The 14601-nt window shown below is 37.8% G+C and carries 17 protein-coding genes and 1 riboswitch; of the genes, 3 read left to right on the top strand and 14 right to left on the bottom strand.

All coding sequences use genetic code 11. The features are described from left to right. Position 1: 1 nt before the first annotated feature. The 5 genes from KFO35_RS03430 to KFO35_RS03450 all read right to left on the bottom strand — a co-directional run bounded on the left by KFO35_RS03430 (position 2) and on the right by KFO35_RS03450 (position 4500). A complete protein-coding gene (locus tag KFO35_RS03430) occupies positions 2-400 on the bottom strand; it encodes a cytidine deaminase (protein WP_002291109.1) in 399 nt (132 codons plus the stop codon). Positions 401-418: 18 nt separating this feature from the next. Then, complete coding sequence (gene deoC, locus KFO35_RS03435) at positions 419-1081, bottom strand: deoxyribose-phosphate aldolase (protein ID WP_002291107.1); 663 nt, start codon at positions 1079-1081, stop codon at positions 419-421. A gap of 46 nt (positions 1082-1127) precedes the next feature. Beyond that, entirely contained in the window at positions 1128-2429 is a 1302-nt protein-coding gene (locus KFO35_RS03440; protein ID WP_002315498.1) for a pyrimidine-nucleoside phosphorylase, read from the bottom strand. Between the two features lie 140 nt (positions 2430-2569). After that, positions 2570-3586, bottom strand: a complete 1017-nt coding sequence (locus KFO35_RS03445; RefSeq protein ID WP_002291103.1) for a LacI family DNA-binding transcriptional regulator — start codon at positions 3584-3586, stop codon at positions 2570-2572. A gap of 308 nt (positions 3587-3894) precedes the next feature. Beyond that, positions 3895-4500, bottom strand: coding sequence for a class I SAM-dependent methyltransferase (locus KFO35_RS03450; RefSeq protein ID WP_002309852.1), 606 nt, complete (start codon positions 4498-4500; stop codon positions 3895-3897). A 195-nt stretch (positions 4501-4695) separates the two neighbouring features. On the opposite strand from KFO35_RS03450, the gene coaA reads away from it, so the two are divergent. Together coaA and guaA are read left to right on the top strand one after the other, a co-directional pair. After that, positions 4696-5619: a type I pantothenate kinase gene (gene coaA / locus KFO35_RS03455; RefSeq protein ID WP_002288627.1), complete on the top strand. Its 924-nt coding sequence runs from the start codon at positions 4696-4698 to the stop codon at positions 5617-5619. A 58-nt stretch (positions 5620-5677) separates the two neighbouring features. Beyond that, complete coding sequence (guaA, locus tag KFO35_RS03460; protein WP_002298578.1) at positions 5678-7243, top strand: glutamine-hydrolyzing GMP synthase; 1566 nt, start codon at positions 5678-5680, stop codon at positions 7241-7243. 251 nt (positions 7244-7494) lie between these two features. Here guaA and KFO35_RS14110 read toward each other — a convergent pair whose 3' ends face one another. Next, positions 7495-8019 (bottom strand): site-specific integrase, encoded by a 525-nt coding sequence (locus KFO35_RS14110; protein ID WP_002315497.1) that lies wholly within the window; start codon positions 8017-8019, stop codon positions 7495-7497. Positions 8020-8138: 119 nt separating this feature from the next. Between KFO35_RS14110 and KFO35_RS03470 the strand changes: the two genes are divergently transcribed. Further along, on the top strand, positions 8139-8528 hold the full coding sequence (locus tag KFO35_RS03470; RefSeq protein ID WP_025477284.1) for a hypothetical protein: 390 nt from the start codon (positions 8139-8141) through the stop codon (positions 8526-8528). Here KFO35_RS03470 and KFO35_RS03475 read toward each other — a convergent pair. From KFO35_RS03475 to KFO35_RS03510, 8 genes are all read right to left on the bottom strand, one after another. Further along, a complete protein-coding gene (locus KFO35_RS03475) occupies positions 8517-9137 on the bottom strand; it encodes a restriction endonuclease (RefSeq protein ID WP_181728959.1) in 621 nt (206 codons plus the stop codon). The genes KFO35_RS03470 and KFO35_RS03475 overlap by 12 nt on opposite strands. A 494-nt stretch (positions 9138-9631) precedes the next feature. Beyond that, positions 9632-10093, bottom strand: a complete 462-nt coding sequence (gene ribH / locus KFO35_RS03480) for a 6,7-dimethyl-8-ribityllumazine synthase (protein WP_002315494.1) — start codon at positions 10091-10093, stop codon at positions 9632-9634. A gap of 18 nt (positions 10094-10111) precedes the next feature. Then, a complete protein-coding gene (locus KFO35_RS03485; RefSeq protein WP_002315493.1) occupies positions 10112-11287 on the bottom strand; it encodes a bifunctional 3,4-dihydroxy-2-butanone-4-phosphate synthase/GTP cyclohydrolase II in 1176 nt (391 codons plus the stop codon). Beyond that, complete coding sequence (locus KFO35_RS03490; RefSeq protein WP_002315492.1) at positions 11284-11904, bottom strand: riboflavin synthase; 621 nt, start codon at positions 11902-11904, stop codon at positions 11284-11286. The genes KFO35_RS03485 and KFO35_RS03490 overlap by 4 nt, the downstream gene beginning before the upstream one ends. Beyond that, positions 11889-12962, bottom strand: coding sequence for a bifunctional diaminohydroxyphosphoribosylaminopyrimidine deaminase/5-amino-6-(5-phosphoribosylamino)uracil reductase RibD (ribD, locus tag KFO35_RS03495; protein ID WP_156271940.1), 1074 nt, complete (start codon positions 12960-12962; stop codon positions 11889-11891). Before ribD ends, KFO35_RS03490 begins: the two co-directional genes overlap by 16 nt. A gap of 108 nt (positions 12963-13070) precedes the next feature. Next, positions 13071-13204, bottom strand: a riboswitch (FMN riboswitch). Positions 13205-13534: 330 nt separating this feature from the next. After that, positions 13535-13651 (bottom strand): putative metal homeostasis protein, encoded by a 117-nt coding sequence (locus KFO35_RS03500; RefSeq protein WP_002288644.1) that lies wholly within the window; start codon positions 13649-13651, stop codon positions 13535-13537. A 236-nt stretch (positions 13652-13887) separates the two neighbouring features. Then, a complete protein-coding gene (locus KFO35_RS03505) occupies positions 13888-14139 on the bottom strand; it encodes a helix-turn-helix domain-containing protein (RefSeq protein ID WP_002309856.1) in 252 nt (83 codons plus the stop codon). Between the two features lie 89 nt (positions 14140-14228). Continuing rightward, entirely contained in the window at positions 14229-14450 is a 222-nt protein-coding gene (locus tag KFO35_RS03510; protein ID WP_002309857.1) for a helix-turn-helix domain-containing protein, read from the bottom strand. Between the last annotated feature and the right edge of the window lie 151 nt (positions 14451-14601).

Raw genomic sequence — 14601 nt, forward strand, 5'->3', positions numbered from 1 at the left:
GTTATAGATCTTTTTCAGTAAATGCATAAGGCAGTAGTTCTCGAACGGTCGTTGCCTTCGTCACACCATTGTCTCCCACTAGCGTAACCGGCATATCAGGGGCGCAGAACTCTGCCATTACTTGCCGACATGCACCACATGGAGAAATAGGATCAGGGGTGTGCCCTGCTACGACTAAATGGGTAAACGATCTTTCTCCTTCTGATACAGCTTTGAAGAAAGCTGTGCGCTCGGCACAATTCGTTAATCCAAATGATGCATTCTCGATGTTGATACCTTGATAAATCTTGCCTGATTCTGTTACGAGACAAGCACCTACCGGAAAATGGGAATAAGGAACGTATGCTTTATCTAACGCTTCAATAGCTGTGTTGATCCATTCTTGTTTGAGTTCTGCCATGAGTTTCTCCTTTGAAAATTAATAGCCTTCGCCAGTTGAACCAGATACGATTGCTACTCCTGCGCTTGTTCCGATTCTTGTAGCACCCGCTTCGATCATTGCCATTGCTTCTTCTTCGTTATGGATACCGCCAGAAGCTTTGACGCCCATTTCAGGTCCTACCGTTTCACGCATCAAGCGGACATCCTCTACCTTTGCACCACCCGTTGAGAAACCAGTTGATGTTTTGACAAAATCAGCGCCTGCAGCTTTTGCTAATTCGCATGCTCGGATGATTTCTTCTCTATCTAATAAAGATGTTTCGATGATCACTTTGACAAGTGCACGATCTTTTGCTGCTTCAACAACTGCTTCGATATCTTTTTGAACTTTTTGATCATCTTTTGATTTCAACGCACCGATATTGATGACCATATCGACTTCATCTGCACCGTTATTGATGGCATCTGTCGTTTCAAATGCTTTTGTCTCGGATGTGTTTGCTCCTAAAGGAAACCCGATCACTGTACATACGGCTACTGGTTCGCCTTGTAATTGTTCTTTTGCTAGCGCAACCCATGCTGGATTGATGCAGACAGAGTAAAAATGATATTTTTTCGCTTCTTCGATAATTTGCATCACAGCTTCTTTAGATGCGTCTGCTTTCAAAATAGTATGGTCGATCATTCGGTTTAGTTCCATTTCTTTTCCCCTTTTCTTTCAAACGGTAAAATCCGCTTTTTTCCTTTTATTCTGTGATAATGTCATGAATCAATGTTGGCTTCATTGCTGACTCGCCAATTTCAATATTTTTATATAATAATTCAACAACCGAAGAGATTTCTTTATCATTACTATAGATTGTCAATAATGACTCGCCCTTTGTCACAGTGTCCCCGATTTTTTTATGCAGTTTCAATCCAACGGCGTGATCAATATCGTCTTCTTTGGTTTTACGCCCAGCACCTAGCATCATTGCAGCAATTCCTAATTCGTTTGCCACGATTTTTGACACGACTCCGCTTTGTTTAGCAGGAAGCTCCATTGTGTACTGTGCAGTCAAAATTCGTTCTGGTTGTTCCACGATCGTTGGGTCTCCCCCTTGATTTTGGATCATTTCTTTGAATTTTGCTAACGCTTTACCTGATTCCAGAGCTTCTTGAAGCAACGTTCTTGCTTCATCGATTGTTTTAGCTTTGCCAGCAAGGACAACCATTTGGCTTCCTAAGGCGTAGCACATTTCTACTAGATCTTCTGGACCATTTCCTTGTAATGTTTCGATTGCCTCGACAACTTCTAGACTATTTCCGATTGCTTCGCCAAGAGGTTCTGACATATCCGAGATTACCGCCACTGTTTCTCGGTTCGCTAGTTTGCCAATGCTTGTCATGGTTTTTGCCAGACGTCTTGCATCTTCGATATTCTTCATGAAAGCACCGTCTCCAGTGGTCACATCCAAAACGATTGCATCTGCTCCTGCCGCGATCTTTTTACTCATAATCGAACTGGCAATCAGCGGAAGAGAATCAACGGTCGCTGTGACGTCACGCAAAGCGTACAATTTTTTGTCCGCCGGTGCCAAGTTTCCTGATTGACCGATTACTGCTACTTTGCTTTCATTAACAATGCGCACGAATGCTTCATCCGAAAGCTCGATCTGAAATCCGGGAATTGCTTCTAGCTTGTCTAATGTGCCACCTGTGTAACCTAGACCGCGTCCAGACATTTTAGCCACTGTCACTCCGACACTAGCTACTAGGGGGGCTAAAATCAATGTGGTCGTGTCACCAACGCCACCTGTCGAATGCTTATCTACCTTTATTCCTTCAAGAGAACTCAAATTGATGACATCACCAGAATTAGCAATCGCCAATGTTAAGTTCGTGATTTCTTCATTTGTCATGTCTTGATAAAAAATTGCCATCAATAATGCACTGACTTGATAATCTGGAATCTTTCCATTCGTATAGTTCGTGACGATGTACTCGATTTCCTCTTTCGACAGCTCGTTTCCATCCCTCTTTTTTTCAATCAGATCCACCATTCGCATTGCCTGATCCTCCTTGTCTTCATTCGGTATTATACATTATTTTTAGGAAAGGTAAACCACTTTAGTAAACTGGTTTACTAAAAATAAAAAAAGCACCAACTCGCCTTTGTAAATGCTTACATAAGCAATATACCGCCGAGTTAGCCCTTTGTCAATACTTTTACGCTCTCACGAATAATTAATTTTGTTTCGAACACTTTGTTCGGAACTTTTCTTTGAGGAAATTCGATCGTATCGATCAGGAAACGTGCAGCATAAAATCCAATATCAAAACTTGGTTGCTGCACTGTCGTCAATTGCGGAATCATGTATTCTGACAGTTTTAATCCATCGAATCCTATGACAGAGATATCTTCTGGGATTTTTTTGCCCAATTCATCTATCGCCTGATAGCAGCCGATCGCCATGGCATCATTCCCGCAAAAAATAGCCGTGATATCTTTATGTTTGAGTAGTTTTTTTGATGCAGTATAGCCACCTTGGACAGTCAACTCTCCATGTTCAACAAATTTCCCATTAAAAGGCAGGCCATGATCTTTCAGCGCATGACGATATCCGTTGAAACGTTCTTCTAATTGATAATATCCAGTGGTTTCCTTCAGCATGCCGATCTTCGTATGGCCGCTTTCAATAAATAGTGAAACGGCTTGATAGGCTCCCTCATATTCCTTTACGATAAGCCGTCCGTTATCCCGACGATTCAATCCGCGATCGATTAAAATAATCGGCATTTTTTGATAAAATCCGCTGTCTAATGCGTATTTCTCAGGTAAAATATTTGGTGTTGCCAGCAAGATTCCATCTACTGAGCGGTGGGAAAGCTCTTGTAAATACTTAATCTCATTTTCTTGGCTATGACGAGAATTGCATAACATGATCACATAGCCCAAAGGATTCAAATAGCTCTCTACACCTTCAATCAGTTTGGAGAAGAAGAAATCAGTGACATCAGGGACGATCATTCCGATGGTCTTTGAATGTCGATTAATCACATTTGAAGCGAAATAATCGGGTTTATAATGATGTTCATTCACGATCGACAACACTTTTTTTCTTGTCTTATCACTAAATCGGCTTCCTTTGTTATTCAAAATCTGTGAGACAGTTGTTACTGATACCCCTGCCATTTCTGCAATATCTCTGATGGTCAGCTTCACCCTAGTGGCTCCCTTCTATCTAAATTCCCTATCAGTGTACCAAAACCCCCAAGAAAAGAATAGAGAAAAAAAGAAAGTATGTTTTTTGATAAAAATCTCCTTTATCTACCAACTTAGCAGCGTTCTATACAAGTTCTGTATCTTATTTATTTTATCGTAAAAAACAACGACTCTGTTCCTACTATTTCTTTTTGAAGAAAAAAATAGTTCTTTGTTTTTAAAAACTTCTCAACAAAAAAAGAACTGATACGTACCCTTACATGCACGCCCAGTTCCACTTTTTCGTCGCTCTATTATTTTTCAGCTAGTTATTCTTTCACACTTTTGATGATATAATATCCTTTATCTTTTGTGACGATTTCTGCATTGCCAAATGTTTCTTCCATCTTCTTTTGCGCACTCGGCGCTCCTTGTTTCTTCTGGATCACAATTGTCAGTGTACCGCCCTGCTTCAACCGAGGATATGCGCCTGTCAAGATTTCATGTACGACTTTTTTTCCAGCACGGATTGGCGGATTGCTGACGATAGCTGCATAGGTTTCTTCATGAAGTACTTCATAGATATTCGATTGATGGATGTCCACTTGTTCGATTTGGTTACGCTTTGCGTTTCCTTGCGCTAGACTCACTGCTCGCTCATTAATGTCGACCATTTCAACAAACCGTTGTGTCGCAAATGCCAAAGCTAGCCCAATCGGTCCATACCCGCATCCCACATCTAAGATCTTTCCTTCATCAGGTAACTCTTCCCAATCAAAAGCATCAATCAGGACACGTGAACCATAATCCACTGTTTCACGTGAAAATACACCAGAATCAGTTACAAATTGAAAGGTTCTGCCTTTTAACTCAAAAGCCCATTGTTCAAAATCGTGCGCCGTATCTGGGCGTTCAGAATAGTAATGATTTGTCATGTCTTCCATCCTTCTCGTTTCTTTCATGTCAACAGTCTATCCTTTTATGTATCCGTACGCAAGTCAAGAATAAAACTCCTTTTCTTTCTATTATAAAGATTGTACAAAAAGATTGGCAATCTCTCTTAAGTAGTGGGGTTTGTGTTTATTTTGTGTTAAAATAGTTCCATTGATGGGAGAACGCAGGAGGCTAATATGAATGATCCAATGAACTACTACCGTGTGGCAAGAGAAGAATGGCGAGAATTTTATCGTAATGGGCAAGCACCTTTGACACAAGATGAACTAGATAATATCAAAAGTTTGAATGACCGCATTTCCATGCAGGATGTTCGAGATATCTATGTACCTCTTGCTCATCTGATATATCTATATATGAAAGAATTCGAATCTTTGTTCTTGAGTAAAGGTTTATTTCTTCATAAATATGTAGAAGTACCGCCTTTTATCATCGGGATTGCCGGAAGCGTAGCCGTTGGAAAAAGTACCACAGCCAGACTGCTGCAGACGATTTTGTCTCGTACCTTCAAACGAAGAAATGTTCAGCTGATCACGACTGATGGATTTCTTTATCCAAATCGTATATTAAAAGAGCGTGGAATCATGGATCGCAAAGGATTTCCTGAAAGTTATGATATGGAGATGCTGATCGACTTCTTGAATCGTGTAAAATCTGGTCAGGAAGAGATAAAAGTACCTGTTTACTCACATGATGTATATGATATCATTCCGGATAAGTACGAGCTGATCCAGCAACCTGATATCTTGATCGTTGAGGGGATTAATACGCTTCAATTACCTGCGAATCAGCAAATCTACGTCAGCGACTTTTTTGATTTTTCTGTCTATGTCGATGCCGATCCCGTGCTGATCGAAAAATGGTATTTGGATCGTTTTGGCGCGTTACTGGATACGGCTTTCCAAAATCCAGAGAATTATTATTATCGTTTTGCTATCGGAGATCGTGAAGAAGCCTTTAAAATGGCAAAAGATGTATGGAAAAATGTGAATTTGAAAAATTTACAGGAATATATCTTGCCTACACGAGGAAGAGCCGATATAATTCTCCATAAAACTGAAAATCATATTATCGATTCGATTTTCATGCGAAAATATTAGCATTTTAAAATAGTTTGACTATTTTGAGATAAAATTTAAAGGGATAGGGGTAATAAATTTGACAAACGTTGCCGATATGACGAACGTTGAAAAGATTATCGTATTAGACTACGGTAGTCAGTATAACCAATTGATCACAAGACGTATTCGTGATCTTGGAGTCTTTTCCGAATTATTGAGCCACCGCATTACTGCAGAAGAAGTAAAAGCGATGAATCCAAAGGGAATCATTCTTTCTGGCGGACCAAACAGTGTATATGATGAGAATGCATTTGGGATCGATCCTGAGATCTTCAATTTAGGTATTCCTGTATTAGGGATTTGCTATGGTATGCAATTGATCACATACAAACTTGGCGGTTCCGTAGAGCCTGCTAAAAACCGCGAATATGGGAAAGCCTTGTTAGAAGTAACAAGCGATCAAGCTGTCTTGTTTAAAGAAACACCAAAACAACAAACAGTATGGATGAGCCATGGTGACTTGGTAACTAAAGTTCCTGAAGGCTTTGAAACAGTCGGAACAAGCAAAGATTGTCCGATTGCTTCTATCCAAGACACAACACGTAATTTTTATGGTATCCAATTCCATGCAGAAGTACGTCATTCCGAATACGGAATCGAATTGTTGCGCCACTTTGCCTTTGATGTTTGCCACTGTGAAGGTAACTGGACAATGGATAACTTTATCGATATGCAAGTAGAAAAAATCCGTGAACAAGTTGGTGACAAAAAAGTCTTGCTTGGTCTCTCAGGCGGCGTTGATTCTAGTGTCGTTGGGGTTCTTTTACAAAAAGCGATTGGTGACCAATTGACATCTATCTTCGTTGACCATGGTCTGCTACGCAAAGGCGAAGCGGAACAAGTAATGGAAAGTCTAGGCGGAAAATTCGGCTTGAACATCATCAAAGTCGATGCAAGAGATCGCTTCTTAGACAAGTTGAAAGGTGTATCTGACCCAGAACAAAAACGTAAAATCATTGGGAATGAATTCGTATATGTTTTTGATGACGAAGCAACAAAACTTGCTGGTGAAGAAGGCGTCTCTTTCTTAGCACAAGGAACGTTGTATACTGACGTTATCGAATCTGGTACAGAAACAGCACAAACGATCAAATCTCACCATAATGTAGGTGGACTGCCAGAAGATATGCAATTTGAATTGATCGAACCATTAAACACACTATTCAAAGACGAAGTCCGTGAATTAGGTACTCAATTAGGCATGCCTGATTCAATCGTTTGGCGTCAGCCATTCCCTGGCCCTGGTCTTGGTATTCGTGTTCTTGGCGAAATCACTGAAGACAAGCTAGAAATCGTACGCGAATCTGATGCTATCTTGCGCGAAGAAATCGCAGCTGCTGGACTTGACCGTGATATCTGGCAATATTTCACTGTTCTTCCAGGAATCCGCTCTGTCGGTGTTATGGGTGACGGACGTACTTACGACTACACAGTCGGTATCCGTGCGGTGACTTCAATCGACGGAATGACAGCTGACTTTGCCCGTATCCCATGGGAAGTCTTGCAAAAAATCTCTGTACGTATCGTAAACGAAGTAGCCCATGTCAACCGTATTGTGTATGACATCACTTCTAAACCACCAGCAACAGTGGAGTGGGAATAAGAAACAACACGCTAGAAAGCCTATGTTATAGGATTTCTAGCGTGTTTCTTTTGGGGTGGTCACATTTTGGTCACACTTGTGTTCGTTGTTCCTTTTTTTATCTGTCGTAAATTGATTCTTAGTTTCAGGTGTCAGATTGCTTTTAGAAAAATTAATTTGGATAGATCCAGTCAAATCATTCGCTATCTCTCTCAATGAATTGGGATACAAATGACCATAAGTTCCTAAAGTCGTTTGTACATCAGCATGCCCTAGTCTCTCCTTAATTCGAAGTGCATCCTTTCGCTGTGATATAAGCAAAGAAGCATGACTATGTCTAACCCATGTATGCGGATTATATGAACACCAGCAATCGTTGCATGTCTTCTCATAATATGACGGATTGTATATTTCTGAGTAGGTATTCCATTATAAGAAAGTACAAACGACATGCCTCCTATTGAATCTTGACGCTCCTTCCAATCTTTTAAAAAGGTAATTGTATCGTCGTCTTGTTCGGTTGTACGAATACTAGAAGCTGTTTTGGGTTCTACAAACTCATAGGTTTTGGCATTCTTATAATAGAGTGGTTTATTCACACGCAAGTTTTTATTTTCAAAATCAATATCTTTCCAACTTAATGCAGTGGCTTCTCCCAAACGCATACCGGTCATAAAAAGTAACCAAATACAAATAAAACCACAATGTTGGTACAAATCATCAATATAAAAAGTTGAAATAACTTTTTCAAATTCTTCTTTTGTCCAAAAATCAACTGTAGTTTTCTTTTTCTTCACATTTCCAATAACTTTTGCAGGATTTTTTCAAGTAGTCCCAAAACCACTGCTTGGTCTAATGACATCTGAAAAATCCCATATATGTTTCTTACATGTGTGAAAGAAGAAATTTCACTGAAATGCATGAAATTGTTCATCTTTATAAAGATATTCCTTATGTGAGAGAAGGACATACATTTTCTGATATGATTTCAGAAAATGGTTATTTATCAGAAGACTTGCCTAAAGAATATCGCGCTAATGTTGGAGCTAGTATCTTAATGGCAAATGACTCAGCTTTAAAATATGCGCTCTATCGATTCTCTTCTTTTGAAGAAGTAGCAAAATATTTTTTCATGAGTAAATCAGCCTTATTCAACCGATTAACAGAGTATTTAATTTTTAATAAAAATTGCCATCCCGATTATGCTCGAAGCTTAATAAACAATTATAGATACAGAAATAACAAAGAATTTTTTAGTATATTCTATCAACATAATGCTTATTTTAATACCTTACTAACTAAATGACTTTTCTGTATACTTACATTCAGGATACATAGTACAAGCTCTAAAATAACTATGGTTGCTCTCACTCCATTTATCTACAATAAAGCCAGATTCACATTTTGGACATTTGACAACTTTTTCAGGTAAACTTTTTAAAAAAATATCTTTTTCTATAGTTTTTGGGATCAAGTTATTCAATAGCTGTAACAATCCATATCTATCATACCATTCAATATTTTGTGCCTTTTCATTCTTTTCTATTTCCATGTATACATATGGATTAAATAAGGAAGTAGTGATAAATAGTTTATTTGTCCAACCTTTATCTGAAATTCCAGAATAATGTTTGATATAGTCTACTGTAATAATTTTCGGGGCTTTAGTATTTAAACGGTAATGTTTTGCTTGTACTGCAATACATTCATCATCTTTTTTTATAATTAAATCTATATTGTTGTCTCCTGTATATACATATCTATCATTTTGATATTCTTTTTTTGTTACTTCAACTTCATAATTAGCTAATCGAAAAACAGCTGCTAAAAATTGTTCAAAATAATCTCCCTGCTGTCTCCAACCAGTTTTACCTACGGAAAACTCTTTATCCATATTATTTAAAAAATCTATCACTATGGTTTCATCATCACTTTGTACAAAAGATAACCCTTTTACTTCACGATACTTTTTAGATAAAACTTCTTTTGAATTTATTTCTTATTTCTTATGTGTAACTTTTTGTAAAAAACTTTTAAGCATAAGCACTACTCCTAATAAATAATTTGTTTCACAATATATAATTATAATAACTCTAAACAAGTATTATTTATATATTTCATAAAAAATTTTTTACAAAAAGTCCAGATTCACTAGGTATATTCGCATAAGAAAATCATTTTACAAATCAATTTTTGTATTAAATTTCATTGTTTTTTTACTTTTCTTTTTAATGGCAAAATATTACAGAAATTATAATTACATACGTGACCATTTTACTTATCAAAAATACCTGTCAGGATAATCCTTGACAGGCACTTTTGATATTAATAACTGCGTTTGTTGTATTCAGTAAACTGAAGGTTTATATTTTCGCAGTAAACTCGTCATACTCTAAAAATTAGGAATTTTCAAATTTGTTGTGAAAGAGAGATCATTTCAATTAACCCTTGAGCAGCTTCACTACCTTTATTCCCTGCTTTCGTCCCTGCTCTTTCAATTGCTTGCTCAATGGATTCTGTGGTTAATACACCGAACATCACGGGAATATCGGATTCTAGGTTAATATGTGCGACTCCTTTTGCTACCTCATTGGAAACTAATTCATAATGAGTAGTTGCGCCTCTGATCACTGTCCCCAACGTAATCAACCCATCATAACTATCCTTTTTGCTGAGTTTTTTGGTAATAAAAGGAATTTCAAAGGCTCCTGGTACCCAATATATATCAATTTGTTCTTCTTTAACGCCGTGTCTTTTTAAATTATCCAATGCTCCTTGCAATAATTTTTGATTGATAAATTCATTAAATCGCGCGACTACAATTCCTATTCGAAGATCCCTTGGAGAATAATTTCCTTCATAAATTGTCATTTTCTTGCTCCTTTATTTTTATACTGATAAGTAATGGTGGAACTTATCTCTTTTTGTTTTTAAATAGGCTTGGTTTTCCTTTTGTGGAACGGTTTCAATGGGTACCCTATCGACAATCGTAATTCCATCCTGTTGTAGCTCTGTTACTTTATCGGGATTGTTTGTAAGTAATCGAATGGACGTTGCACCAATTGATTTTAAAATATCTGCTGCAAAGTGATAATCTCGTTCATCCGGAGCAAACCCCAATTCAATATTTGCTTCATAAGTATCAAGTCCTTGTTCTTGTAATTGATAAGCTTTTAGCTTATTCCTCAATCCAATCCCACGACCTTCTTGACGAAGATAAAGAATAGCCCCAGTCCCCTCTTTCTCAATCATTCTCATCGCTTCATGTAACTGTTCACCACAATCGCAACGATGAGACCCGAAGACATCACCGGTTAAACATTCTGAATGAACTCGGACTAATGTAGGAGATTGACTATTTTGAATATCTCCTTTTGTTAACAATAAATGCTCCCGCTTTTCTCCATCTTCATAAATCGTCAATTTGAAATCACCATAATCTGTCGGTAAGTTTACTGTTATATGACTACTTTCTTCTAAAAATTTTACCAACTCATCAATAGTAATTAAGGGTAACTGCCATTTTTCAGATAAACGGGTCAGGTCTTTCATCCTTGCCATCGTTCCATCCTCTTTTAGGATCTCGCAAATATAAGCAGCCTCTACGCTATTAGCTAATTTCGCTAAATCAATCGCAGCTTCAGTGTGTCCTCGACGTACAAGCGTTCCGCCCTCTACACTAATCAAAGGGAAAATATGTCCTGGTCTAAGAAAATCATTTGATTTCGAATGAGGATCAGCCAATGCTTGAATGGAAGTTGCTCGATCAAATGCGGAAATACCAGTCTTCGTATGTTTATGATCCACACTAATCGTAAAAGCTGTACCAAACGCATCCGTATTATGAGCTGTCATTTCTCCTAAAGACAAGCGTTGCGCAATGCTCTTAGATAGTGGCGCACAGATTAATCCTCGACCAAACTTTGTCATAAAATTGACCGCCTCAGGTGTCACATATTCGGCTAAACCAACCAGATCTCCTTCTGATTCTCTATCTTCATCATCAGCTACAATGATTAGCCCACCCTTTTTCAGGGTCTTTATTGCTTCAGTAATATTACTCATAGTAAGTCCTTCTCCTTATACATTTCAAATTTATTTCTCTGTGCCTTTACATATTTTCCAACCATATCCGTTTCTATATTCACAAAATGTCCTACACTTAAATTTCCCAGATTTGTCAAGGATTTGGAATGTGGAATCAGACTAACTGAAAAGCTTGCTGTTGTTGTTTCCGTCACTGTTAAACTTACTCCATTAATTGCAATTGATCCTTGTGGAATGATTTCACCTGCATATTTGGTTGGATAAGCAAACGTCAAAACTAATGCATTTTGATTCTCTACTTTCTTAATCAACCTTGTAACAGTATCAATATGTCCCGCAACAAAATGTCCTTCAAAACGTTGCATCATCAAAACTGCTCGTTCTAAATTGACTCTATCGCCCACTTTTACGGTGGAAAAAGTGGTCCGTTGAAAAGTTTCAGGCATTATTTCAGCTTTAAAAAATGTACTTGAAACCTCAATAGCAGTTAAACATACCCCATTGACTGCCATACTATCACCAATGTTGTAATCACTTAGTATACTGTTGGAAGCCTGAAAAGTGAGTTGGATCATTTGCTGGTTTCGTCTAATTTCTTTGACTATTCCTTGTTCGGCGATTAATCCTGTGAACATTGCTTTCGTTTCCCCCTCACTCGAATGTCTTCTCCAAGCTGTTCAACTTCCAAAAATTCTAATTGCTGGTCTTTAGAGACTAAACGTTCACTATGAAAGGACATCGGACTTGTTCCCCCAAAAAGTTTGGGCGCAATATAACTGATGACTTCGTCCCAGAGACTTTCTGCTAAAAAAGCATCATGGATTTTCGCTCCTCCTTCTACGTACAACGACTGAACACCTTTCTTTCTCATGGTCTCAATAAAGAAGGCAAAAGAAAACTTAGGTGTATAAAAAATTGTTACATGGGGGAATATTTCCTTTAGCTCATGATTTTCCGTAAATATCCAAACCGGACTTGTTGTCTTTTGAAAAAGATTGAGTTCAGGACTTTTAAGAATCCGCCCTCTACGATCCAAAACGATGCGCACTGGCGGGAAAATATTTTCAGCATCAGGCAACAAATGAGGGTTATCAACTAGAACAGTTTCGCTCCCCACCACGATTCCTTGGTATTCTCCTCGCTCTTTCCGTACTCTTGAAATTGCCTTTGGGCTTGTTATTGAGTGCCGAGAACCTTTCTTTATAGAAATCTTCCCATCTAGTGTAACGGCTTGTTTTAGTGTGATATAGGGACGATCCATTTCAAAAAAGTGGTTATAAAAAGGATTCAGTGCTCTACATTTCTCTTCTTCCACACCTACAATTACTTTGATTCTATGCTTTTGTAGAAATTCTCTGCCTTTTCCTGCCACTAAAGGATTCGGATCAAGCTGACCTATGACTACTGTTGTGATACCAGACTGAACAATGGCTTGCGTACAAGGTGGCTGTTTTCCTTGGTGGTTACAAGGTTCTAAAGTAACATATAAAGTTGAATTAAACAGTTCTTCGGGGGAACTACAATTTTGAATAGCATTTACTTCAGCGTGGGACTCGCCATAATGTAAATGGGCACCTAGTGAGATTAGCTTTCCTTCTTTTACAATTGCTGCTCCAACTAATGGATTGGTAAAGGTATTTCCCTTTCCTTTTTTTGCTTCTGCAATCGCAGCTAGCATGAAAGACTGGTGCATATAAATTCCCCCTTTCAACAAAAAAAGCCCTGCGAATTTAATCACAGGGCATAACTAAACAAACCTAAAGGTAAATCGATTTTAATAAATAAAACCGACCTTCAGTCAACTTTTCTTCTCCCATCCAGACTTTAACTGTCGGTGCCAGATTTTCACTGGCTCAACCACAAAAATGTGGGTCACGGACTTCGAGTAAACTCGTCACCGTCGGTCGGGAATTACACCCTGCCCCGAAGAAATATTCAATTCGTTTAGAGTATATTCTTAAAGCTCAAGTGTGTCAACCTAAAATAAAATGGAGTATAAACACCCGCATTTAATCAAGGTTATTCGCATGAATAGAATAATATATCCAAAAAAGAGACGTTTATGGTCACACTTTTGGTCACAGTTTAATTCAATTCAAATCTAATCACGCTAGCTATACCGTTAAAAATCCCAACAAATCAGTGTTGAATTTTCTTACTTCCTAATAGGCTATTGAGTGGGAATAAACAAAAATAATTGAAAATAGCCGAAAAACGTTTTTTAACAACGTTTTTCGGCTATTTTTTTATTAAGTTTCCTTCTTCTTACCTTTTTCCACTATTTCGTTTCACATCTTTGATGATTTTCAACGCACGTTTTCGTGTTTTGATATTTGGGCTTTTCAAACGGCGATACGCACTTGAGATATCTGTTTTTTCCATATAGACGACCCACTTTCTTCTTTGATTGTAGTCATGTTAAAGAATACAAATCGGAATAATTACGATTTGTATTTTGAATGGTATCAAATGTTAAAAAGAAAGTCAACCTGCTAAAACGAGGCTATGGCAAAAGTCGTGTCACAATCACTTTTTCCGAATGAATAGTGTTCCAAAAGGTGCTTCTTCGGAAATAAGTTTTATTATTACATATGATCTACCAATTATTCTTCCCACATTCACATCTTACCGTTTCCGATTGTCTTAAACAATTCAGCTACTTCTTTTTGCGAACAGTCGTAAAAACGAAAAATTTTTTGTAACATCTCGTAACTGGGACGCGATAGACCTGTTTCCCATTTGGAAAGTGTTTGTCTTGTGATACCTAATTGTCGTGCAACGAAATCTTGTGTATAACTTCGGTCTTTTCTTTTTTTTGTCAGCCATCGAGCAAATACCATCCAAGCATCCTCCTCGTTGTTAAACCGCATCCATTTCCCTCAATATCAACTATATTAGAAACATTTGTAATTGAAAAGAGTCTATAACGATTGGGATCTAAAAAAAGAAATGGTGTATCCTAGTTCTTTGTTTCTCTTTCTCTTGTAAACAGTTCTGAAATCTCTTTAGCTGAGCATCCATACAAACAAATCAATTTATAGAGCATCTCATAACTTGGATATGACCGGCCATTTTCCCAATTGGACAAACCTTGTCTTGTAATATGTAACTGAAGTGACACCCATTTTTGAGTATACCCTTTTTCCCTTCTCTTCTCACGCAACCACTGATGGATCTCCATCCCTCGCTCCTTTCATTTAAGTATTCTCTCCCATATTAACTATAACGGAAAATTTAGGAATTGAATATATGGCGCAATGATTTGTGTCTTACATTTGATTGCTAGTTAGAATACACTGTAATTGTTGAAATATAAAAAAATAAAAGGAGTG

The organism is Enterococcus lactis (genome assembly GCF_015751045.1).
Classification (GTDB): domain Bacteria; phylum Bacillota; class Bacilli; order Lactobacillales; family Enterococcaceae; genus Enterococcus_B; species Enterococcus_B lactis.

Bases quoted from the DNA above. Each gene is read 5' to 3' on its own strand.
- KFO35_RS03430 (WP_002291109.1), bottom strand. From the start codon at position 400: ATGGCAGAACTCAAACAAGAATGGATCAACACAGCTATTGAAGCGTTA.
- deoC (WP_002291107.1), bottom strand. From the start codon at position 1,081: ATGGAACTAAACCGAATGATCGACCATACTATTTTGAAAGCAGACGCA.
- KFO35_RS03440 (WP_002315498.1), bottom strand. From the start codon at position 2,429: ATGCGAATGGTGGATCTGATTGAAAAAAAGAGGGATGGAAACGAGCTG.
- KFO35_RS03450 (WP_002309852.1), bottom strand. From the start codon at position 4,500: ATGACAAATCATTACTATTCTGAACGCCCAGATACGGCGCACGATTTT.
- coaA (WP_002288627.1), top strand. From the start codon at position 4,696: ATGAATGATCCAATGAACTACTACCGTGTGGCAAGAGAAGAATGGCGA.
- KFO35_RS03470 (WP_025477284.1), top strand. From the start codon at position 8,139: ATGCATGAAATTGTTCATCTTTATAAAGATATTCCTTATGTGAGAGAA.
- ribH (WP_002315494.1), bottom strand. From the start codon at position 10,093: ATGACAATTTATGAAGGAAATTATTCTCCAAGGGATCTTCGAATAGGA.
- KFO35_RS03485 (WP_002315493.1), bottom strand. From the start codon at position 11,287: ATGAGTAATATTACTGAAGCAATAAAGACCCTGAAAAAGGGTGGGCTA.
- KFO35_RS03490 (WP_002315492.1), bottom strand. From the start codon at position 11,904: ATGTTCACAGGATTAATCGCCGAACAAGGAATAGTCAAAGAAATTAGA.
- ribD (WP_156271940.1), bottom strand. From the start codon at position 12,962: ATGCACCAGTCTTTCATGCTAGCTGCGATTGCAGAAGCAAAAAAAGGA.
- KFO35_RS03500 (WP_002288644.1), bottom strand. From the start codon at position 13,651: ATGGAAAAAACAGATATCTCAAGTGCGTATCGCCGTTTGAAAAGCCCA.
- KFO35_RS03505 (WP_002309856.1), bottom strand. From the start codon at position 14,139: ATGCGGTTTAACAACGAGGAGGATGCTTGGATGGTATTTGCTCGATGG.
- KFO35_RS03510 (WP_002309857.1), bottom strand. From the start codon at position 14,450: ATGGAGATCCATCAGTGGTTGCGTGAGAAGAGAAGGGAAAAAGGGTAT.